The organism is Sphingomonas pseudosanguinis, from assembly GCF_014196255.1.
In the GTDB taxonomy this organism is placed as follows: domain Bacteria; phylum Pseudomonadota; class Alphaproteobacteria; order Sphingomonadales; family Sphingomonadaceae; genus Sphingomonas; species Sphingomonas pseudosanguinis.
The window spans coordinates 724,818-743,996 of the sequence record NZ_JACIDH010000001.1; the positions used below are offsets into that span (position 1 = coordinate 724,818).

A 19,179-nucleotide genomic window follows, 5' to 3' on the forward strand; every position below is an offset into this window, starting at 1 on the left:
GCATGCCTCTGCGCCGGGGGTCGTTTTTTAAGGCGGGGTAGGGTCGGTATCCTCCCCAGAAGAGAGAAGGAAGCGGATCCATGATCCAGATGCAGTCCAATCTCGACGTCGCTGACAACAGCGGCGCGAAGCGGGTGCAGTGCATCAAGGTGCTGGGCGGCTCGAAGCGCCGTACCGCATCGGTCGGCGACATCATCGTCGTCAGCGTCAAGGAAGCGCAGCCGCGTGGCCGCGTGAAGAAGGGCGACGTTCACCGCGCGGTGATCGTGCGTACCGCCAAGGACATCCGTCGCGCCGACGGTTCGGTGATCCGTTTCGACGGTAACGCCGCCGTGCTGGTCAACAAGAACGAGGAGCCGATCGGCACCCGTATCTTCGGCCCGGTCGTGCGTGAGCTTCGCGGCAAGAAGCACATGAAGATCATCTCGCTGGCGCCGGAGGTTTTGTAATGGCCGCTGCACGCATCAAGAAGGGTGACAAGGTCATCGTCCTGTCCGGCAAGGACAAGGGCAAGACCGGCACCGTGTCGCTGGCGATGCCGAAGGACGGCAAGGTCGTCGTGGACGGCGTCAACATCGCCACCCGCCACCGCAAGCCGACCCAGGCGAACCCGCAGGGTGGCCTGGAGCGCGTTGCCGCTCCGCTGCACATCTCGAAGGTTGCGCACGTGACCGCCGATGGCAAGCCGACCCGCGTCCGTTTCGAGACGCAGGATGGCAAGAAGGTCCGCGTGGCCGTCAAGACCGGGGAGAAGATCGATGGCTGATTACAAGCCCCGCATGAAGGCTATCTATGACGATAGCATCATCAAGGCGATGACCGACAAGTTCGGTTACAAGAACGTCAACGAGATCCCCCGGATCGAGAAGATCGTGCTCAACATGGGCGTGGGCGAAGCGACGCAGGACAAGAAGCGCGTCGACCAGGCCGCCTCCGAGATGGAGCTGATCGCGGGTCAGAAGCCCGTCATCACCAAGGCGAAGAAGTCGATCGCGCAGTTCAAGCTGCGTGAAGGCATGCCGATCGGTGTGAAGGTCACGCTGCGTCGCGAGCGCATGTACGAATTCCTGGACCGCTTCATCACGATCGCGCTGCCGCGCGTTCGCGACTTCCGCGGCCTGAATCCGAAGTCCTTCGACGGTCGCGGCAACTATGCCTGCGGCATCAAGGAACAGATCATCTTCCCCGAAATCAACTATGACCGCATCGACAAGGTGCGCGGCATGGATGTGATCGTGACCACCTCGGCGAAGACCGACGACGAAGCGCGCGAGCTGCTGCGTCTGTTCGGCTTCCCGTTCCCCAAGGAAGACGCTGCCGACGAGAAGAAGGCGGCGTAACCGGACTGCCCCCTCTCCACGCCGGGGAGGGGGTCCTTACAGAAAGAGCTTAAGTCCATGGCGAAACTGAGTTCAATCAACAAGAACGAGAAGCGTCGTCTTCTCGTCAAGAAGTATGCCGGCAAGTACGCGAAGCTGAAGGCGATCGCGAACGACCAGAGCCTCGATGAGACCGAACGTCTGATCGCGCGCCTGAAGATGGCCGAGATCCCCCGCAACGGCAATCCGACCCGCATCCGCAACCGTTGCGAGATCACGGGCCGCCCGCGTGCGTATTACCGCAAGTTCCGTCTCGCTCGCGTCATGTTGCGTGATCTGGCCAACAAGGGCCTGATCCCCGGCGTCACCAAGTCGAGCTGGTAAGGACCATTTGAGATGGCAGTGACCGATCCCCTGGGTGACCTGCTCACCCGCATCCGTAACGGCCAGCGCGCGCGCAAGGACTCCGTCCTGACGCCTGCGTCGAAGCTGCGCGCCCGCGTGCTCGACGTGCTCCAGCGCGAAGGCTATATCCGTGGCTACAGCGAAGAGCAGATGGGCCCCGCGGCCGGCATCCGCATCGAGCTGAAGTATTTCGAAGGCCAGCCCGCGATCAAGCATGTCGCGCGCGTGTCCAAGCCCGGCCGCCGTATCTATTCGGGCGCGCAGGAGCTTCCGCGCGTTCGCAACGGCCTGGGCATCACCATCGTGTCGACGCCGCGTGGCGTTCTGTCGGACGCCGAAGCGCGCGAGCAGAATGTCGGTGGCGAAGTCCTGGCGGAGGTGTTCTGATGAGCCGCATCGGTAAGAAGGCGGTCCCGGTTCCGGCCGGCGTCACCGCGACCATCGCCGACAAGGTGTTGAGCGTGAAGGGTCCCAAGGGCACCCTGTCCATGCCGCTCGCCGACGAGATCACCTATGACGTCCAGGCGGACGCCATCGCGGTGCAGCCTGCCAATGCCACGAAGCGCGCTCGCGCGTTCTGGGGCATGCAGCGCACCATGGTGCAGAACCTCGTCACCGGCGTGACCGCAGGCTTCTCGAAGAAGCTGGTCATCACCGGCGTCGGCTACCGCGCCGCCGCGCAGGGCAAGACCTTGAAGCTGCAGCTCGGCTACAGCCATGACGTCAACATCGACGTGCCGGAAGGCATCGAGGTGAAGACGCCGGACGCCACCACCGTCGAGATCAGCGGTTCGGACAAGCAGAAGGTCGGCCAGCTGGCCGCCGAGATCCGCCGCTGGCGCAAGCCCGAGCCGTATAAGGGCAAGGGCATCAAGTACGACGGCGAGTTCATCTTCCGCAAGGAAGGGAAGAAGAAGTAATGACCAAGGGTCTCTCTCTTTTCGAGAAGCGCCGTCGGCGCAACCGTACCGCGCTGCGTGCGCGTGCGGGCACCCGTCCGCGCCTGTCGGTGCATCGCTCGGGCAAGCACATCTATGCCCAGGTGATCGACGACGAGGCAGGTCGTACCGTGGCTTCGGCTTCGACGCTGGAAAAGGACGCACGCGGCCAGTCGGGCGCGAACGTCGCAGCGGCGACCGAAGTCGGCAAGCGCGTGGCCGAGAAGGCCAAGGCCGCCGGCGTCACGCAGGTCGTTTTCGACCGTGGCGGCTTCCTGTTCCACGGTCGCGTCAAGGCGCTGGCCGAGGCGGCACGCGAAGCGGGATTGGAGTTCTAATATGGCTGACGAGAACAACGTGGCCGTTGCCGGTGCCGAAGGCGCCGCGCAGGACGCGACCCAGGGTCGCGGTCCCCGGGGCGGCCGTGGCCGTGGTCCGGGCGGCGATCGCGGCCGTGGCGGCCGTGACGGCAACCGTGGTCGTCGCGACGACCGTCGCGGTGGCGCCGAGGAGCAGGGCGAAGAGCTGATCGAAAAGCTCGTCCACATCAACCGCGTCTCGAAGACCGTGAAGGGCGGTAAGCGCTTCGGCTTCGCCGCGCTCGTCGTGGTCGGCGACGGCAAGGGGCGTGCGGGCTTCGGTCATGGCAAGGCGCGCGAAGTGCCGGAAGCCATCTCGAAGGCGACGGCTGCCGCCAAGAAGGCGATGGTCCGCGTTCCGCTGAAGGACGGTCGCACGCTGCATCATGATGGCAACGGCCATTTCGGTGCGGGCCGCGTGACGGTGCGTTCGGCCCCGCAGGGTACCGGCATCATCGCCGGTGGTCCGATGCGCGCCATCTTCGAATCGCTCGGCGTCGCCGACGTGGTGACGAAGTCGGTCGGTACGTCGAACCCGTACAACATGATCCGTGCCACCTTCGAAGCGCTGGGCGACCAGACTTCGCCGAAGGCGGTGGCGCAGCGTCGTGGCAAGAAGATCGCCGACCTGCTGGGTCGCGGTCACGGTGCCACCCAGCAGACTGCCGAGGCGGAAGCCGCGGCCGTCGTGGAGTAAGCGACCATGGCTACCATCAAGATCAAGCAGACCGGTTCGCCGATCCGCCGCACCAAGGACCAGCGCGCGACCCTCGTCGGCCTGGGCCTGAACAAGATGCACAAGGTCGCCGAGCTTCAGGATACCCCTGAAGTCCGTGGCATGATCCGCAAGGTGCAGCACATGGTTCAGGTGGTGGACTGAGACCACAGGGGATTGCTCCCACGCTCCGTTCGCATCGAGCGAAGTCGAGTTTCAGGCCCTTGGCCTTCGACTTCGCTCAGGCTGAACGGCGGTTGGGAATAATCTCGGTCTCATATCCGTCACATTGAACAGTGACAAACACGGGGAAGGGGGCTATGCGGCCCCCTTCCTTTTATCTAGCGGCCGTGATTCTCAACGATCACGGCCATGCGCGAAACAAGCGAAAGCGAGTGCAAATCATGAAGCTGAACGAACTTTTCGACAACCAGGGTGCCCGCAAGTCCAAGATCCGCGTCGGTCGTGGTATCGGTTCGGGCAAGGGCAAGACCGGTGGTCGCGGCGTCAAGGGTCAGAAGAGCCGTGAGGGCGTGTCCATCGCGGGCTTCGAGGGCGGTCAGATGCCGCTCCACATGCGTCTGCCGAAGCGTGGCTTCAACAACATCTTCGCCAAGGACTATGCCGAGGTGAACCTGGGCGCGATCCAGAAGGCGGTCGACTCGGGCAAGCTGAAGACCGACGGCACGATCGACCACGCCGCGCTGAAGGCCGCCGGCCTGGCGCGTGGCGGCAAGGACGGCGTCCGTCTGCTCGGCAAGGGCGAACTGACCGCCAAGCTGTCGTTCGTCGTGCAGGGCGTGTCGGCCTCGGCGCGTGAAGCGGTCGAGAAGGCCGGTGGTTCGGTCGACGTGCCGCACATCGTGCCGGCCGCCGAGAAGGCCGCCGCGAAGAAGGGCCAGACCCGCGCCGCGAAGCTCGCCGCCAAGGCCTGAACCGGATAAGATCCGCCGCTGTTACCGGGCTCCGGTCCGAATGACAGCGGCGGATTTTGCATCCGGGTTAGACAAGCGCGTCTTCGCGCCTATATGAGCGGCGGGGCGGTTCAAAACGCATCCCGCCGTTTTTCGTTTCCAGGATAACGCAACAGCTATGGCATCCGCAGCCGACCAGATGGCGCAAAGCATCAGCCTGGCGAAATTCGCCAAGGCCACCGACCTCAAGAAGCGGCTGTGGTTCACGATCGGCGCGCTGATCGTCTTCCGCCTGCTCAGCTATGTTCCGCTACCGGGCGTCGACCCGACCGCGCTGGGCCTGCTGAGCCAGAAGACCACGGGCGGCGTGCTCGACTTCTTCAACACCTTCTCGGGCGGTTCGCTCAGCCGCATGTCGCTGATCGCGCTGGGCGTGATGCCGTACATCACGGCGTCGATCGTCGTGCAGCTCGCGACGTCGCTCAGCCCGCAGCTCGCCGCCATCAAGAAGGAAGGCGAGAGCGGCCGCAAGAAGCTGAACCAATATACCCGCTACGGCACGGTGCTGCTGACCGCGATCCAGGGCTATTTCATCGCCGTGGGTCTTGAAACGCTGGGCGCCAGCCAGGGTATTCAGGCGGTGATCGAGCCGGGCATGACCTTCCGCATCGCGGCGGTCATCTCGCTGATCGGCGGTACGATGTTCCTGATGTGGCTGGGTGAGCAGATCACCAGCCGGGGTATCGGCAACGGCGTGTCGCTGATCATCATGGCGGGCATCGTCGCCCATCTGCCGACCACGCTGGTCAACCTGCTCGAAGGCGGCCGCACGGGCAGCATCGATCCGGTCCGCCTGATCGGCATCATCGTCGCGGTCGTCGTCCTCATCCTGTTCATCTGCTTCATGGAGCGCGCGCAGCGCCGCATCCTGATCCAGTATCCCAAGCGCGCGACGCAGCGGGGCATGCAGGCCGATCGCAGCCACCTGCCGCTGAAGATCAATACCGCGGGCGTGATCCCTCCGATCTTCGCCTCGTCGCTGCTGCTGATGCCGCTGACCATCTCGCAGTTTGCGGGCCAGCGCGTCGCGGGTGAGAGCCGCTGGGGCGACTTCATCATCAGCCTGAACCAGTATCTGCAGCACGGCTCGCCCGTGTACATGCTGCTCTATGGCGCCGGCATCATCTTCTTCTCGTTCTTCTACACCGCGGTTGTCTTCAACCCGGAGGAGACGGCGGACAATCTGAAGCGCTATGGCGGGTTCATCCCCGGCATCCGTCCGGGCAAGAATACCGAGACCTATCTCGATTACGTGCTGACCCGCATCACCGTGATCGGCGCGGCCTATCTGACGATCATCTGTCTGCTGCCGGAATATCTGGTCTCGGCGTTGCAGATTCCCTTCTATCTGGGCGGCACCAGCCTGCTCATTGTCGTCAACGTGACGATGGACACGGTGACGCAGATTCAAAGCCACTTGCTCGCGCATCAATATGGCGATCTGATCAAGAAGGCGAAGCTGAAGGGTGGTCGCCTGCGCTGAGCGCGGGCGGATACAGGGCAAAAGAGGGGAGATTGACGTGGGCGTGAACATCATCCTGCTGGGGCCGCCGGGCGCGGGCAAGGGAACCCAGGCGCAGCGGCTGGTGGCCAATCGCGGCATGGTGCAGCTGTCGACCGGCGACATGCTGCGCGCGGCGGTCAAGGCGGGCAGCCCCGTCGGCCTCCAGGCCAAGGCGGTGATGGACGCGGGCGAACTGGTGTCGGACGCGATCGTCTCGGCGCTGATCGGCGAGCGGCTGGACCAGGCCGATGCCGAGGGCGGCGCGATCTTCGACGGCTATCCGCGTACCGAGGCGCAGGCCGAGGCGCTGGACATGCTGCTGGCCGAACGTGGCAAGTCGCTCGATCACGTTATCGAGCTGGCGGTCGACGAGGACGCGCTGGTCGAGCGTATCACCGGCCGTTTCACCTGCGCGTCGTGTGGGGCGGGCTATCACGACAGCTTCAAGCCGACCCAGGTGGAGGGCGTCTGCGACGTCTGTGGCTCGACCGAGTTCAAGCGGCGTCCGGACGACAATGCCGAGACGGTGCGCACCCGCATGGCCGAGTACCGCGCCAAGACCGCGCCAATCCTGCCGATCTATGAAGCGCGCGGTATCGTGACGCGGGTCGACGGCATGGCCGCGATGGATGCGGTGGGCGCGGAGATCGACGCGATCCTCGATCGCTGATTTCTTCGGCTTGGGTTTTGGGAAGGGGCGTTTCCGTGAGGAGGCGCCCCTTTCTCGTTTCGGTTTGTGAAGGGGCGAGGGGAGGGGTGCAGGGCGTGCGCTTCGACTTCGCTCAGCGTGAACGGAGGGTGGGACATGGCATGCATCCCGCTTCCATTTCCCCGCATCCCTACCCCCGTTCAGCCTGAGCGAAGTCGAAGGCCACGGGATGACCTCCGCCACAATCCAGCCTAAGTCCATGACATGACCGCGCTGATCGCCGACTATTATCGCCACCTCACCGTGGACCTGCGACGATCGGATCATACCGTGCGCGCCTATGTCGCCACCGCTGAGCGGTTGACCGGCTTTCTGACGCAGCATTGGGGGGAAGCCGTCGATAGCGGAACCCTGTCCCGCATCACCGCGGCCGACCTGCGCGCCTATCTGGCGGCGCGGCGCGGCGAGGGGCTGACCGCCGCGTCGACCGCGCGAGAATTGTCGGCGATCCGGACCTTCCTCCATTTCGCCGGCATCGAGCCGCCACCCCTCAAAGGCCCCCGCCGCAAGCGCAGCATGCCCCGCCCACAGACCCCGGCCGACATCATCGCGCTAGCCGAAGACGTCGCGGAGGATGCCGCCGAACCCTGGATCGCCGCGCGCGACTGGGCGGTGTTGCTGCTGCTCTATGGCGCGGGCCTGCGGATCGGCGAGGCGATGGCGCTGCCCGCCGCGATCCTGCCGCTTGGCGAGACGCTGCGGGTACGGGGCAAGCGTGGCAAGATGCGGATCGTGCCGCTGCTGCCGCAGGTGCGCGAGGCGATCGAGCGTTATGCCGCACAGATGCCCTTCGCCGTCGCAGGCGAGGAGCCGCTGTTCCGGGGCGCGAGGGGCGGTCCGCTTTCCCCCGCCATCATCCGCCGATCGGTGCGCGGCGCGCGCGAACGGCTGGGGCTGGGCGCGCGGACGACGCCGCACGCGCTACGGCACAGTTTCGCCACGCATCTGCTGGGGCGCGGGGCCGATCTGCGCCAGCTTCAGGAACTGCTCGGCCATGCCAGTTTGAGTTCGACGCAGATCTACACCGGCGTCGATGCGGCGCGGTTGCTGGATGTGTATCGCACCGCCCATCCGCGCGGGTGACGTCGCTCAGCGATCGCGGTGCGGCTTCCAGGTGACGACGCGCCAGACATAGCCGATGACGATGACGACGGTCATGACGATCGCGGCCGGCCCGACATAGCGATCGATCGCCTGGAAATTGGCGCCCAGCCACAGACCCGCATAGGCCAGGATCGCATTCCAGATGATGCTGCCGGCAAAGGTCCAGAGCAGGAACTTGCCCAGCGGCATGCGGGTGATCCCGGCGGGCAGCGAGATCATCGTGCGAAAGGCGGGCATGAAGCGGAACACGAACACCACCCAGCCGCCATGCCGCACGAAGAACAGGTGAAGCCGCTCGACATCGCGCCACTCCATCGTCAGCCAGCGGCCATGGCGCTCGACGAAGGGGCGGAACCGCTCATAGCCGATATAGCGACCGACCGCGTACCAGGCATAATTGCCGGCGGTCGTCCCCGCCGTGCCCCAGAGCAACAGCGGCGCCATCGCCATGTCGCCGCGCGCGACCGCCATCCCGCCCAGCCCCATGATGACCTCGGACGGGATGGGCGGCAGGATATTCTCCAACGCCATCAGCAGGAATATGCCGAAATAGCCGCCCCAGGCGATGAGGTTCAGGATGAATTCGGTCATGGGTGAGGGATGTACCGATGAAGGGACGGGCGGTTCCCCTATCGTCGATCCCGCGAAGTGGAAAGGCGAAGCGGCTTGACGGCGCGGGCGGGTTGCGCGAACCCGCTGAGCATGGCCGATATCCCCGAAAAATCGGAGACGAAGGACACGCTGCGCTTCCTCCTGAAGCTGGCGCTGTTCGTCTTCATCCTGCGCAGTTTCATCGTGACGTCGTTCGTCATCCCGTCGGAATCGATGCTGCCGCGCCTGTTGATCGGCGACTATCTGTTCGTGACCAAGTGGAATTACGGCTATTCGCGCTGGTCCTTGCCCTTCGGCCTGCCGTTGCTGCCCGGGCGTATCCTGGGCCGCGATCCGGCGCGCGGCGATGTCGTGGTGTTCCGCTCTCCGGGGCCGGACGATCATGACGTCATCAAGCGCGTGATCGGCCTGCCCGGCGACACCATCCAGGTGCGCGACGGTCAGGTCATCCTGAACGGCCGTCCGGTCCCCAAGCAGCGGATCGCCGATTTCGTCCTGCCGCTGACCCCCAATTTCAACGCCGACAAGTGCGGGGCCGAGCATCTCGATACGGTCGCGGGGCAGGGGGTGTGCCGCTATGCCCGGTTCCGCGAGACGCTGCCGGGTGGCAAGAGCTATGACGTGCTCGACCAGGGCGATTTCCCCGATCGCGACGATACGATCGTCTACACGGTGCCGGCCGGCAACGTCTTCCTGATGGGTGACAATCGTGACGACTCGGCGGACAGCCGCTTCGCACCGCCCATGGGCATGGGCTATATTCCGATGGAACGGCTGGAGGGGCGTGCGGCGGTCACCTTCTTCTCGACCGACGGCACTGCCGAATGGATCAAGCCCTGGACCTGGGTGTCGGCCGCACGCTGGAGCCGGATCGGAGAAGGGTTTTGAGCGCGCTCGACAGCTGGCTGGCCGGGATGTTCGACCAGCCCCCCAAGGATAGCGCCCCCTTCCAACGCGCGCTGACCCATGGCAGCCAGGCGGCGGAAAATTACGAGCGGCTGGAGTTTCTGGGCGACCGCGTACTCGGCCTCGTCATGGCGGAATGGCTGTGGGAGCAGTTCCCCAGCGAGCCCGAAGGACAGCTGTCGCGCCGGCTCAACTCGCTGGTGACCGGCGCGGTGTGCGCCGATGTCGCGCGCGATCTGGGCGTGCGCGATCATTTGCGGCTGGGCAAGCAGGCGCGCGACGATGGCGCGTCGGACAGCGACAATGTCCTGGGCGACGTGATGGAGGCGCTGATCGGCGCCTGGTATCGCGAGGCGGGGCTGGAGGCGGCGCGGGCTTTCATCCGCAAAGCCTGGGGCGACCGGGTTCATTCGCAGGGGAAAGCCCCGCAACATCCCAAGTCGGCGCTGCAGGAATGGGCGGCCGCGCATAATCGCAAGGCGCCGGAATATGTGGTGACCGACCGCTCGGGACCGCATCATGCGCCGCGCTTCACGGTGACCGTCCGGATCGGCCGGACTGCTGAGGCGAGTGCGGAGGGGGCGAACAAGCAGGAGGCCGAGACGGCGGCCGCCAAGGCGTTGCTGGCAAAGTTGAAGGCTTGAGGGATTTCCTTGGGCTTCGACTTCGCTCAGCCTGAACGGCTGTTCTGGAAGACCGCCGCACACCCCGACCTCCGTTCAGGCTGAGCGAAGTCGAAGCCCACGCCCCAACCTCACCCAGCCATCGACGTTAACGCCCCTTGGCGGCGGCCGCTTCCTTCTTGGCCTGCACCTTGGCGCGGTGATGCCCGACTGCGCAGCCCGCCGCCGCGCCCAGCACCGCATGGCCCTTGCCGACGAAATGCCCGCCGACCGCGCCGACCGCCGCACCCTTCAGGCAGCCCTTGGCCGACGCGGGGCCGGCGACGGTCAGCAGCGCGGCGGCCGACAGCGCGGTGAGAAGGGTCTTCATAGCGTCTCTCCTTTCACTCGAAATCGTGGCCGGAAAAATGCGCGCTGGTCCGTGGCCGTTCCGTGATCCGGCCATTACATTCTCTTCATACGGGCGGACCGTTGCGGGAAGGGGGCGGGGCCTGTACCGCTGATGCCCATGACTGAACAACGTTGCGGCCTCGTCGCCGTCGTCGGCGCCCCCAATGCCGGCAAATCCACCCTCGTCAACGCGCTGGTCGGCCAGAAGGTCGCCATCGTCAGCCCCAAGGCGCAGACGACCCGCGCCAAGCTGCTCGGCGTTGCGATCGAGGGGGATGCGCAGATCCTGCTGGTCGACACGCCCGGCATCTTCGAACCCAAGCGCCGCCTCGACCGCGCGATGGTCGCCGCCGCCTGGGAAGGCGCGGAGGGGGCCGACATCCTGGCGCTGGTGGTCGACGGCAAGGGCGGCATCGGCCCCAAGATCCACGCCATCGCCGAGTCGATCGCGCACCGGCCCGAGCCCAAGCACCTTATTCTCAACAAGGTCGACATCGCCGACAAGGCGCGGCTGCTGACCCATGCCGAAAAGCTGAACGAAGTCGTCAAGTTCGACGAGACCTGGTTCATCTCGGCGCAGACCGGGGATGGCTTGCCCCAGCTGAAGTCCCGCCTCGCCGCGCTGATGCCCGAGGGGCCGTGGCATTACCCGGAAGACCAGGTGTCCGACGCGACCGAGCGTGCGCTCGCCGCCGAGGTGACGCGCGAGCAGATCTATCTCCAGCTCCACGCCGAGCTGCCCTATGCCAGCGCGGTCGAGACCGAGGCGTATAAGGAGCGCGAGGACGGATCGGTCGAGATCCACCAGCAAATCCTGGTCGAACGCCCGACCCAGCGCGCGATCGTGCTGGGCAAGAACGGCGTGCGGATCAAGGAGATCGGCGCGCGGGCGCGGGCGCAGCTGTCCGAACTGCTGGGACAGAAGGTGCATCTGTACCTGCATGTGAAGGTCAAGCCGGGCTGGGACGAGGATCGGTCGGTTTACAAGGATATCGGGTTGGATTGGGTGGAGTGATGTGTTGGGTGGGGGCTCGGTGAGACACCGGGCCCTCCCCCATCCCCTCCCGCTTGCGGGAGGGGCGTGTTGCTTGGCTGATGGCCCGCATAAGCAACGGGATCATCGCTTATAGAAGCGCTCACCGTTCGGGCTTGGCACGCCCCTCCCGCAGGCGGGAGGGGATGGGGGAGGGCAGGGGCTAGGCAACAGACCCGCCAAGCCGCCCCAAAGCCCACTCTACCGCCTCCACCACCACCGGGTCATCATCCCCCAACAACCCCCGCAACACCGGCACCAACGCCGCCGCGCCGCTATTCCCCGCCGCGATCGCCGCATTGCGCACCATCCGATTGCGCCCGATCCGCTTGATCGGCGACCCCGCAAACACCTGGCGAAACGCCGTATCATCCAGCGACAGCAAATCCCCCAGTTCCGGCGCGGTCAGCTCCGCGCGGGGATGGAAGGCCATGTTCGCCTGCGCCGCCGCCGCGAACTTGTTCCACGGGCAGACCGCCAGACAGTCGTCGCAGCCATAGATGCGGTTGCCGATCGCAACCCGGAACTCCTCCGGGATCGGCCCGGCATGCTCGATCGTCAGATAGGAGATGCAGCGCCGCGCATCGAGCTGGTACGGCGCTGGAAACGCATCGGTCGGGCAGGCTCGCTGGCACGCGTCGCAGCGGCCGCAGGTGTCGCGCGCCACCGCATCGGGCTCCAGCGCCAGCGTGGTGTAGATTGCGCCGAGGAACAGCCAGCTGCCATGTTCGCGGCTGACCAGATTGGTGTGCTTGCCCTGCCAGCCCAGCCCCGCCGCCTCGGCCAGTGGCTTTTCCATCACCGGCGCGGTATCGACGAAGACCTTCAGGTCGCAAGCCGCCTCGTGCGCCAGCCAGCGGCCCAGCGCCTTCAGCTGGCGCTTCACGACATCGTGGTAATCCGCCCCCTGCGCATAGACCGAGATGCGGCCGATCCGCCCCTGATCCGCCAGCCGCATCGGGTTTTCGGCCGGGGCATAGCTGACGCCCAGCGAGATGATGCTCTTCACCTCGGGCCACAGGCTGGCGGGGCTTTGCCGCTGGTGCGCGCGGTCGGCCATCCAGATCATCGATCCGTGCCGCCCCTCGGCCAGCCATTGGTGGAGCCGCTCGACCGTCCTGGGTGCGGCATCGGCATGGGTGATGCCGATCGCGGCGAAGCCCAGTTCGGCCGCCTTCGCCTTGATCCGGGTTTCAAGCTTGTCTTGCGCCACATCGGCCCGCTACCACAGGGGATCAGGGAGGGACAGGGCTTGGACAATCAGTGGGCGGTCAGCGCCACGGGCCTGGCAAAGCGTTTCGGGGAGCGCCGCGTGGTCGACGGGGTCGACATCGCGGTGCCGACCGGCGCGGTGTATGGCGTGCTTGGCCCCAATGGCGCGGGCAAGACGACGACGCTGCGCATGTTGCTGGGCATCATCGAACCCGATGAGGGGCAGCGTATGCTGCTCGGCCATGCCCATCCGCGCGATGCCAGCGACCTGGTCGGCTATCTGCCCGAGGAGCGCGGGCTGTATCCGGCGATGAAGGCGCGCGACGCGATCGCGTTCATGGGGGCGCTGCGCGGGCTGGACTGGAAGACGGGCCGCGCGCGGGCGGGCGAACTGCTCGAACAGGCGGGGCTGGGCCATGCCGCCGACAACAAGATTCGCAAATTGTCCAAGGGCATGGCGCAGCTGGTCCAGTTGCTCGGCTCGGTCGTGCACCGGCCGAAACTGCTGGTGCTTGATGAGCCCTTTTCCGGGCTGGACCCGGTCAATCAAGAACGGCTGGAAGCATTGATCCTCGGCGAGCGGGACCGGGGGGCGACGATTCTGTTCTCCACCCATGTCATGGCGCATGCCGAGCGGCTGTGCGATCGGCTGGCGATCATCGCGGGCGGGCGCCGTCGGTTCGAGGGGACGGTGGACGAAGCGCGCGGCACCCTGCGTGCCCGGGTCCGCTACCGCCCGCGCGATCCGGAGCGGGTGTCGCCCGACCTGCTGCCCGCCGATGCCGTGCGCGAGGGCGCGGACTGGCGCTTCCCGCTGCCCGATGAAGGGATAGAGCCGGTGCTGGGCCGATTGCTGGCGGCGGGCGCGGGCATCCTGAACCTGTCGATCGAGCGCCCCAGCCTGCACGAGGCGTTCGTCCGCATCGTCGGCGAAGCCGCCATGGAGGCCAAGGCATGAGCGCGCGTCGCCTGATCCGCCAGACGATGACGATCGCCCGGCGCGATTTCATCGCCACCGTCTTCACGCCGATCTTCCTGCTGTTCCTGTTCGCGCCGCTGATCATGGTGGCGTTCAGCACCATCGGTGCACTCGGCGCCCGTCAGGCCGCCGATCATGGCAGCGAGCGGGTGCGCATCGTCGCGATCGTGCCCGATGCCGTCGCCCCCGCCATCGCCGAAGCCGACCGCCGGGCGCGCAAGGTGTTCCGCCGCGACGAGGAGCCGCCCGCGCTGATGACCATGACGCCGTCGCGCGATGTCGCGGGCCAGGCGCGTGCGACCTTCGAGGCGGGGGGATATGACGCGACGGCGGTGCTCTATGGCCCGCTCGACCGGCCGACCGTCCTTTACGGGCCGCGCGGCGCGCGCACCGCCGACTATCTGGCGGTGCTGGCGGGCAGCGCGCTGGCGGCGGAGCGGCTGGGAGGGACGTTGCCCAGCATCTCGCCCACCAAGATCGCCTTCACCCGCCAGCGGCCCACGTTGGGCGGACAGAACCAGACCGCGTTCCTGGCGGTGTTCGGGGTCTTCTTCCTGACCCTGTTCCTCGCAGGCCAGGTGGTCGGCACCATGGCCGAGGAGCGGTCCAACAAGGTGATCGAGGTGCTGGCCGCCGCCGTGCCGCTGGAGGCGGTGTTCCTGGGCAAGCTGTTGGGTATGTTTGGGGTCGCGGTGCTGTTCATCGGCTTCTGGGGCACGGTGCTCGGGCAGGTGACCAGCCTGTTGCCGCCGAGCTTCGCGGGGATGGTCGGCGAATTGTCGCCGGCGGTCGGGCTGCCGATGTTCGCGCTGCTGTTCATCGCCTATTTCACCATGGCCTATCTGCTGCTGGGGTCGGTGTTCCTGACGATCGGGGCGCAGGCATCGACCATGCGCGAAATTCAGATGCTCTCGCTGCCGATCACGATCGTGCAGGTCGGCATGTTCACCCTGACGCTGAGTGCCCTGTCCGAACCCGATAGCTGGCTGGCACGGGCGGCGGAGATTTTCCCGCTATCCTCCCCCTTCGCGATGGCGGGGCTGGCGGCGGCGGACGATGCGCTGTGGCCGCATGCGCTGGCGCTGGCGTGGCAGGGGCTGTGGGTGGCGATCTTCGTGACCATGGGCGCGCGGCTGTTCCGACGCGGGGTGCTGCAATCGGGGAGTTCGCAGCCCTTTTGGAAGCGTAAGCGGGGGTGAGGCGTGCCAAGCGGGATGGCCTTTGCGTAAGCTCTTGGCCTTCCTATCTTGGGTTTATGACCGCATCATCCTCGGATCGCCGTACTTTCCTCTCGCTCCTGGGGCTGGGCACGCTCGGCGTCGGGCTGTCGGCCTGTGGCCGCGAGGCGGTGGCGGCGGAGCGCTTCCCCGTGTCGATGAGCGATGCCGCGTGGAAGCAGAAGCTCGGACCGGCGGCCTATGATGTCCTGCGTCACGAGGGCACCGAGCGGCCCTATAGCAGCCCTCTCAACGGCGAACATCGCAGCGGCATCTTCGCCTGCAAGGGCTGTGCGCAGCCGCTCTTCTCATCGAAGACCAAGTTCGAGAGCGGCACGGGCTGGCCGAGCTTCTGGGCGCCCTTGCCCAAGGCGGTGGGCACGCGCCGCGACCGGTCGCTGATGATGGAGCGGGTGGAGGTGCATTGCAGCCGCTGTGGCGGGCATCTCGGCCATGTCTTCGACGATGGGCCCAAGCCGACGGGCAAGCGCTACTGCATGAATGGCGTGGCGATGACGTTTCGGGCGGCTTAGCGTGTCGCTGGGCGGGAATTCCCGTGGCCTTCGACTTCGCTCAGGCTGAACGGGGTTCGTAGTAGTAGCTCGGCTTCACCCCTCACTCCGTTCGCACTGAGCGAAGTCGAAGTGCACGCTCCGCGTTTCGTGAATATACTCGAACCGCGAATTACTGGATCGGCGCCGCGAAGGTCAGGATGCCGTTGACGCGGCCATCGGTGTTGGAGGCGATTTCGGTGGCGGGCAGCGGTGCGACGCTGGGCTTGTGACCGGCATAGATGAAGCCCTTGGTCGGATAGGCCGAGGTGCCCAGGCCGCCATTGGGGCCGTACCAGACCTTGACCATCGACCAGTCGTTGTTCGGCGAAATGTCGATCGCGCGGACGTCGCGCTCGATGCCGCCGCGGCGCGACCAGTTGGCATGGGTCAGGAGGACTTCACGGTCGCTGACGACCTTGCTGACCATCGCGACATGGCCGACGCGCATGCGGTGGGTCGCCTCGAACGCCAGGACCGAACCTTCCGCCGGCATATGGCCACGCTCGTAGCGGCCCTCGGCCTGGCCCCACCAGGTGTTGGCGTTGCCGTGAATATCGATGCCCGAAATCTCGCGGGCGTAGGGCGCACACTGCCAGAATTGAGCTGCGGCGGGAGCGGCCATCATCAGGCTGCACGATGCCATCAGCGCGAATCGCACTGCAAATGCCTTGAACTTCACATGACCCCCCGGTCGGAATGTCGGTGTGAGTGTCGATTAACCGGGGCTAAACGCGTTGGAAAGCGCGGCCGGAACCATATCCGGTGAACGGTGTTTGGGCGGCGGTGACTTGAAAATACGGCGGCGAAACGAGTTTTTCGTTCCTCGTTTCGCCGCTCGATAGGCTCGGCTTATCGCCCCAGGAGGCGATCGACCGTCACCTGCGTCACCGAGTGATAGCCGGGACGCGCCTTGTCATAGATTCGCTTGGCCAGCGCCTGGCCCCACGCGCCCTGTCCCTGAAGCTGCTGGAACAGCGGCGCGACGAACTTGCGGCGCCCTTGCGAGGTCAGGAACTGCTCGGCCGACGCCTCGGCCGGCGGATAGCGGTTGGCCAGCGCCAGCTTCAGCCAGGCGAAGCGGATTTCGCTATTGCCCGTTTCGTTCCAATGGAACCGCCCGTCGAGTGCGGCGAGCCGTTCGGCCGACAGCTGGCGCGGCAGTTGGTCGAGGAAGCGGACATATTCCTGCGTCGTCACCTTGTCCGGCACCGCCGAGACCGGGCCACCCGCCGCGAAGGCCTTGGCCGCCGCGTCGATCGCGGGGAAGGCGTCGGAGCGGACATGGACGGCATTGGCGGGGATGCCGGGCTGATAGACCCATTGGTCGACACCGATCTTCGCATCCTCGCCGGGCTTGAGCAGGTTTTTGCGCAAATCGGCCAGGAAGCCCGCACTCGTCTGCGGCTGGAAGGCATGGCGATCGAAATAGCCGCGCAAGTAAGCGTCCCAGCGCGCGCGGCCGACGACCGACTCGATCGTCCGCAGGAAGGTCGCGCCCTTGTCATAGGCGATCTGGGTCATGCCGTCGTCGGGGTCGCGGGCGGCGTTCAGGTCGAGATGCAGCTTGGTGTCGGGCGATTGCGGGCCGCCGGCTTCCTTCACGGCGTTCATCATGTCGGTCCAGGCGAGGTCGGCCTCCATGGCGGCGCGGCGCTTGCCGTACATCGACTCCATGATCCGGTTCTCGAAATAGCTGGTGAAGCCTTCGTTGAGCCAGAAATCGTCCCAGGTCGCGTTGGTGACGAGATTGCCCGACCAGCTATGCGCCAGTTCGTGCGCGATCAGGCTGACGAGACTGCGGTCGCCCGCCAAGACGGTCGGCGTCGCGAAGGTGAGGGTCGGGTTCTCCATGCCGCCGAACGGGAAGCTGGGCGGCAGGACGAGGACGTCGTAGCGACCCCAGCGATAGGGGCCGTACAGCCCCTCGGCGGCGGTCACGAATTTGTCGAGCCCGGCAAACTCCCAGGCCGATTTGTCGAGCATCGCGGGTTCGGTCCAGATGCCGGTGTTGGCGCTTAAGGACTTGAACTTCAGGTCGCCGATCGCAAGCGCGATCAAATAGGGGGCGACCGGCTTGTCCATGCGATAGCTGGCGGTGTGGCGGCCGCCCTCGCACGGCGTCTCGGCCGTCCGCTCGCCGCTCATCACGACGGTCAGCGCGCAGGGGGCGTTGACGGTGGCGTCCCAGGTCTGGCGGATGCCGGGCGAATCCTGGGTCGGAATCCAGCTGCGGTTGAGGATCGCCTCGCCCTGGCTGAACAGATAGGGCTGCTTCTTGCCCGCCGTCTGCTCGGGCGACAGCCATTGCAGCGCCTTGGCCCCCGGCGCGGAGGCATAGGCGATCTTGACGGTGCGCGCGCCGTTCAGCGTGATGGTCAGCGGTGCGCCGTGCACCTTGTCGACCGCGCCGACCGTATAGGGCAGGGGCCGGTTCTGCGCGTCGGTGACGGTGACGATGCGCAGGCCGTTATCGTCGACCACCAACTGCCTGGCGTCCGCCTTGGCATCGACCGACAGCGTCGCGACGCCTCGTACCACATGGGTGTCGAAATCGGCATAGAGGTTCAGCGAGACATGGGTGACCCGCGCCTCCAGCGGCCGGGCATAGCTGTGCACGTCGCGCGCATCGGCGCTGGTCAGGACGGGGGCGACCATGGGGGCGGAGGAAGGGGCTTGGGCGGCGAGCAGCATCGCCAGGGCGGCCAGGGACATGGGGACTCCGAATGGGACAGGATGATTGCACCATAGCGCGATCGTCAGGGAATGGGAGGGGCGGTGCCCTCTGGACGCGGGGCGCCGCCGCCACCAGCTAGGGGCGATGGACGAGATGACGCTGGCGGTGGTGGGGATCGACTTCCCCAATGAGGACAAGGCGCGGAGCAACCGCCGGTTCGAGTGGCTGGCCTCCGTCATCGGCGATCCGGTGACCTTGCAACCCGAGCCGCGCAACCGCCACGATCCCAATGCCATCGCGGTCTTCAGCGCGCGAGGCGTGCAGGGCGGCTATCTCTCGGCCGAACGCGCGCCGCTGGTCGGTGCGCGTATCCGTCGCGGAGAGGAGGTGCAGGCCGTCTTCCAGGGACTGGACAAGGCGGTCGCCTATATCCGGGTGCGCTTCGGCGGCGGCGCGCCGACCCTGCCCGTGTCGAAGCCGGCCCCGACCGGTCGCGGCGATGGGAATGACGATTTCTATCCCGATGCCGAGGGGCCGGACTGGGGTGCCTGAGACCCCCAAAACAAAAGAGGGAGCCGAAACCGGCTCCCTCTCCACGCATCGGATGCGTTGACCTTTGGGCGGGAGGACCCGCCCGGCAAGATCAGTTGCTGTCCGCGCTGTCGTCCTTGACGATCGCGACGACGCCGATGGCGACCACGCCAGCAGCGATCAGCGCGGCGAGGATGCCGCCGCCGGCCAGCTTGTTGCCCTTGGCGGTCGGAGCCGAAGCGCGAACCGACTTCGAAACCGACAGGCTGGCGGCCGGGTTGGTCGGAGCGGCAGCAACCGGAGCAGCGACGAGGGCGGTGGCGGCAACAGCAGACAGGAACTTCATCATATATAATCTCCCATGGCGAACGACCGCCAAGACGCGGCATTGTTCATCGTCCCGATAGCGCAAAAGGATCGG

26 protein-coding genes are annotated in these 19,179 nt (G+C 66.2%); 20 read left to right on the top strand and 6 right to left on the bottom strand.

The features are described from left to right. Positions 1–80 precede the first annotated feature (80 nt). From rplN to GGR48_RS03465, 13 genes are all read left to right on the top strand, one after another. Positions 81–449 carry a 50S ribosomal protein L14 gene (gene rplN, locus GGR48_RS03405; protein WP_007406105.1) on the top strand — a complete coding sequence of 123 codons (369 nt, stop codon included), beginning with the start codon at positions 81–83 and terminating at the stop codon, positions 447–449. After that, a complete protein-coding gene (rplX, locus tag GGR48_RS03410) occupies positions 449–766 on the top strand; it encodes a 50S ribosomal protein L24 (protein ID WP_183950453.1) in 318 nt (105 codons plus the stop codon). Before rplN ends, rplX begins: the two co-directional genes overlap by 1 nt. After that, on the top strand, positions 759–1,340 hold the full coding sequence (gene rplE, locus GGR48_RS03415; RefSeq protein ID WP_037569379.1) for a 50S ribosomal protein L5: 582 nt from the start codon (positions 759–761) through the stop codon (positions 1,338–1,340). The genes rplX and rplE overlap by 8 nt, the downstream gene beginning before the upstream one ends. A gap of 57 nt (positions 1,341–1,397) precedes the next feature. Next, complete coding sequence (gene rpsN / locus GGR48_RS03420; protein ID WP_007406083.1) at positions 1,398–1,703, top strand: 30S ribosomal protein S14; 306 nt, start codon at positions 1,398–1,400, stop codon at positions 1,701–1,703. A 12-nt stretch (positions 1,704–1,715) separates the two neighbouring features. Beyond that, complete coding sequence (gene rpsH / locus GGR48_RS03425; protein WP_037569377.1) at positions 1,716–2,111, top strand: 30S ribosomal protein S8; 396 nt, start codon at positions 1,716–1,718, stop codon at positions 2,109–2,111. Then, a complete protein-coding gene (gene rplF, locus GGR48_RS03430) occupies positions 2,111–2,644 on the top strand; it encodes a 50S ribosomal protein L6 (protein ID WP_183950454.1) in 534 nt (177 codons plus the stop codon). Before rpsH ends, rplF begins: the two co-directional genes overlap by 1 nt. Then, entirely contained in the window at positions 2,644–3,000 is a 357-nt protein-coding gene (gene rplR / locus GGR48_RS03435) for a 50S ribosomal protein L18 (RefSeq protein WP_058733095.1), read from the top strand. The genes rplF and rplR overlap by 1 nt, the downstream gene beginning before the upstream one ends. 1 nt (position 3,001) lies before the next feature. Beyond that, on the top strand, positions 3,002–3,718 hold the full coding sequence (rpsE, locus tag GGR48_RS03440) for a 30S ribosomal protein S5 (RefSeq protein ID WP_007406126.1): 717 nt from the start codon (positions 3,002–3,004) through the stop codon (positions 3,716–3,718). Between the two features lie 6 nt (positions 3,719–3,724). Next, positions 3,725–3,901: a 50S ribosomal protein L30 gene (gene rpmD / locus GGR48_RS03445; protein WP_183950455.1), complete on the top strand. Its 177-nt coding sequence runs from the start codon at positions 3,725–3,727 to the stop codon at positions 3,899–3,901. A 239-nt stretch (positions 3,902–4,140) separates the two neighbouring features. Further along, complete coding sequence (gene rplO / locus GGR48_RS03450; RefSeq protein WP_183950456.1) at positions 4,141–4,671, top strand: 50S ribosomal protein L15; 531 nt, start codon at positions 4,141–4,143, stop codon at positions 4,669–4,671. Between the two features lie 157 nt (positions 4,672–4,828). Beyond that, positions 4,829–6,193 carry a preprotein translocase subunit SecY gene (gene secY, locus GGR48_RS03455; protein ID WP_183950457.1) on the top strand — a complete coding sequence of 455 codons (1,365 nt, stop codon included), beginning with the start codon at positions 4,829–4,831 and terminating at the stop codon, positions 6,191–6,193. A gap of 43 nt (positions 6,194–6,236) precedes the next feature. Further along, positions 6,237–6,884: an adenylate kinase gene (locus GGR48_RS03460; protein ID WP_183950626.1), complete on the top strand. Its 648-nt coding sequence runs from the start codon at positions 6,237–6,239 to the stop codon at positions 6,882–6,884. A gap of 243 nt (positions 6,885–7,127) precedes the next feature. Continuing rightward, positions 7,128–8,006 (top strand): tyrosine recombinase XerC, encoded by an 879-nt coding sequence (locus GGR48_RS03465; protein ID WP_183950458.1) that lies wholly within the window; start codon positions 7,128–7,130, stop codon positions 8,004–8,006. Positions 8,007–8,012: 6 nt separating this feature from the next. Here GGR48_RS03465 and GGR48_RS03470 read toward each other — a convergent pair whose 3' ends face one another. Continuing rightward, positions 8,013–8,618: a DedA family protein gene (locus GGR48_RS03470; RefSeq protein WP_183950459.1), complete on the bottom strand. Its 606-nt coding sequence runs from the start codon at positions 8,616–8,618 to the stop codon at positions 8,013–8,015. A 111-nt stretch (positions 8,619–8,729) separates the two neighbouring features. Here GGR48_RS03470 and lepB point away from each other — a divergent pair, with 111 nt between their 5' ends. Both lepB and rnc read left to right on the top strand, forming a co-directional pair. Continuing rightward, positions 8,730–9,527, top strand: coding sequence for a signal peptidase I (gene lepB, locus GGR48_RS03475; protein WP_183950460.1), 798 nt, complete (start codon positions 8,730–8,732; stop codon positions 9,525–9,527). Between the two features lie 26 nt (positions 9,528–9,553). Next, complete coding sequence (rnc, locus tag GGR48_RS03480) at positions 9,554–10,189, top strand: ribonuclease III (protein ID WP_240456218.1); 636 nt, start codon at positions 9,554–9,556, stop codon at positions 10,187–10,189. A 127-nt stretch (positions 10,190–10,316) separates the two neighbouring features. Here the strand turns inward: rnc and GGR48_RS03485 are convergent, their stop codons facing one another. Continuing rightward, positions 10,317–10,538, bottom strand: a complete 222-nt coding sequence (locus tag GGR48_RS03485; RefSeq protein WP_183950461.1) for a hypothetical protein — start codon at positions 10,536–10,538, stop codon at positions 10,317–10,319. A gap of 138 nt (positions 10,539–10,676) precedes the next feature. Here GGR48_RS03485 and era point away from each other — a divergent pair, with 138 nt between their 5' ends. Continuing rightward, a complete protein-coding gene (gene era / locus GGR48_RS03490) occupies positions 10,677–11,573 on the top strand; it encodes a GTPase Era (RefSeq protein ID WP_183950462.1) in 897 nt (298 codons plus the stop codon). 181 nt (positions 11,574–11,754) lie between these two features. Here the strand turns inward: era and queG are convergent, their stop codons facing one another. Beyond that, a complete protein-coding gene (gene queG / locus GGR48_RS03495; protein WP_183950463.1) occupies positions 11,755–12,804 on the bottom strand; it encodes a tRNA epoxyqueuosine(34) reductase QueG in 1,050 nt (349 codons plus the stop codon). Positions 12,805–12,843: 39 nt separating this feature from the next. Between queG and GGR48_RS03500 the strand changes: the two genes are divergently transcribed. The 3 genes from GGR48_RS03500 to msrB are packed head-to-tail and all read left to right on the top strand — an operon-like array spanning position 12,844 to position 15,532. Then, positions 12,844–13,761, top strand: a complete 918-nt coding sequence (locus GGR48_RS03500) for an ABC transporter ATP-binding protein (RefSeq protein WP_183950464.1) — start codon at positions 12,844–12,846, stop codon at positions 13,759–13,761. After that, positions 13,758–14,981, top strand: coding sequence for an ABC transporter permease (locus GGR48_RS03505; protein ID WP_183950465.1), 1,224 nt, complete (start codon positions 13,758–13,760; stop codon positions 14,979–14,981). The genes GGR48_RS03500 and GGR48_RS03505 overlap by 4 nt, the downstream gene beginning before the upstream one ends. Positions 14,982–15,037: 56 nt before the next feature. Next, entirely contained in the window at positions 15,038–15,532 is a 495-nt protein-coding gene (gene msrB / locus GGR48_RS03510; RefSeq protein ID WP_183950466.1) for a peptide-methionine (R)-S-oxide reductase MsrB, read from the top strand. Between the two features lie 151 nt (positions 15,533–15,683). Here the strand turns inward: msrB and GGR48_RS03515 are convergent, their stop codons facing one another. Further along, positions 15,684–16,196 (bottom strand): CHAP domain-containing protein, encoded by a 513-nt coding sequence (locus tag GGR48_RS03515; protein ID WP_183950628.1) that lies wholly within the window; start codon positions 16,194–16,196, stop codon positions 15,684–15,686. Between the two features lie 206 nt (positions 16,197–16,402). Further along, positions 16,403–18,265 carry a M1 family metallopeptidase gene (locus tag GGR48_RS03520; RefSeq protein WP_183950467.1) on the bottom strand — a complete coding sequence of 621 codons (1,863 nt, stop codon included), beginning with the start codon at positions 18,263–18,265 and terminating at the stop codon, positions 16,403–16,405. Between the two features lie 106 nt (positions 18,266–18,371). Here GGR48_RS03520 and GGR48_RS03525 point away from each other — a divergent pair, with 106 nt between their 5' ends. Next, positions 18,372–18,779 carry an HIRAN domain-containing protein gene (locus GGR48_RS03525; RefSeq protein ID WP_183950468.1) on the top strand — a complete coding sequence of 136 codons (408 nt, stop codon included), beginning with the start codon at positions 18,372–18,374 and terminating at the stop codon, positions 18,777–18,779. A gap of 91 nt (positions 18,780–18,870) precedes the next feature. Here the strand turns inward: GGR48_RS03525 and GGR48_RS03530 are convergent, their stop codons facing one another. Further along, positions 18,871–19,107 (bottom strand): hypothetical protein, encoded by a 237-nt coding sequence (locus GGR48_RS03530; protein WP_183950469.1) that lies wholly within the window; start codon positions 19,105–19,107, stop codon positions 18,871–18,873. Positions 19,108–19,179 lie beyond the last annotated feature (72 nt).

Bases quoted from the DNA above. Each gene is read 5' to 3' on its own strand.
- rplN (WP_007406105.1), top strand. From the start codon at position 81: ATGATCCAGATGCAGTCCAATCTCGACGTCGCTGACAACAGCGGCGCG.
- rplX (WP_183950453.1), top strand. From the start codon at position 449: ATGGCCGCTGCACGCATCAAGAAGGGTGACAAGGTCATCGTCCTGTCC.
- rplE (WP_037569379.1), top strand. From the start codon at position 759: ATGGCTGATTACAAGCCCCGCATGAAGGCTATCTATGACGATAGCATC.
- rpsN (WP_007406083.1), top strand. From the start codon at position 1,398: ATGGCGAAACTGAGTTCAATCAACAAGAACGAGAAGCGTCGTCTTCTC.
- rpsH (WP_037569377.1), top strand. From the start codon at position 1,716: ATGGCAGTGACCGATCCCCTGGGTGACCTGCTCACCCGCATCCGTAAC.
- rplF (WP_183950454.1), top strand. From the start codon at position 2,111: ATGAGCCGCATCGGTAAGAAGGCGGTCCCGGTTCCGGCCGGCGTCACC.
- rplR (WP_058733095.1), top strand. From the start codon at position 2,644: ATGACCAAGGGTCTCTCTCTTTTCGAGAAGCGCCGTCGGCGCAACCGT.
- rpsE (WP_007406126.1), top strand. From the start codon at position 3,002: ATGGCTGACGAGAACAACGTGGCCGTTGCCGGTGCCGAAGGCGCCGCG.
- rpmD (WP_183950455.1), top strand. From the start codon at position 3,725: ATGGCTACCATCAAGATCAAGCAGACCGGTTCGCCGATCCGCCGCACC.
- rplO (WP_183950456.1), top strand. From the start codon at position 4,141: ATGAAGCTGAACGAACTTTTCGACAACCAGGGTGCCCGCAAGTCCAAG.
- secY (WP_183950457.1), top strand. From the start codon at position 4,829: ATGGCATCCGCAGCCGACCAGATGGCGCAAAGCATCAGCCTGGCGAAA.
- GGR48_RS03465 (WP_183950458.1), top strand. From the start codon at position 7,128: ATGACCGCGCTGATCGCCGACTATTATCGCCACCTCACCGTGGACCTG.
- GGR48_RS03470 (WP_183950459.1), bottom strand. From the start codon at position 8,618: ATGACCGAATTCATCCTGAACCTCATCGCCTGGGGCGGCTATTTCGGC.
- lepB (WP_183950460.1), top strand. From the start codon at position 8,730: ATGGCCGATATCCCCGAAAAATCGGAGACGAAGGACACGCTGCGCTTC.
- rnc (WP_240456218.1), top strand. From the start codon at position 9,554: ATGTTCGACCAGCCCCCCAAGGATAGCGCCCCCTTCCAACGCGCGCTG.
- GGR48_RS03485 (WP_183950461.1), bottom strand. From the start codon at position 10,538: ATGAAGACCCTTCTCACCGCGCTGTCGGCCGCCGCGCTGCTGACCGTC.
- era (WP_183950462.1), top strand. From the start codon at position 10,677: ATGACTGAACAACGTTGCGGCCTCGTCGCCGTCGTCGGCGCCCCCAAT.
- GGR48_RS03505 (WP_183950465.1), top strand. From the start codon at position 13,758: ATGAGCGCGCGTCGCCTGATCCGCCAGACGATGACGATCGCCCGGCGC.
- msrB (WP_183950466.1), top strand. From the start codon at position 15,038: ATGACCGCATCATCCTCGGATCGCCGTACTTTCCTCTCGCTCCTGGGG.
- GGR48_RS03515 (WP_183950628.1), bottom strand. From the start codon at position 16,196: ATGGCATCGTGCAGCCTGATGATGGCCGCTCCCGCCGCAGCTCAATTC.
- GGR48_RS03520 (WP_183950467.1), bottom strand. From the start codon at position 18,265: ATGTCCCTGGCCGCCCTGGCGATGCTGCTCGCCGCCCAAGCCCCTTCC.
- GGR48_RS03525 (WP_183950468.1), top strand. From the start codon at position 18,372: ATGGACGAGATGACGCTGGCGGTGGTGGGGATCGACTTCCCCAATGAG.
- GGR48_RS03530 (WP_183950469.1), bottom strand. From the start codon at position 19,107: ATGATGAAGTTCCTGTCTGCTGTTGCCGCCACCGCCCTCGTCGCTGCT.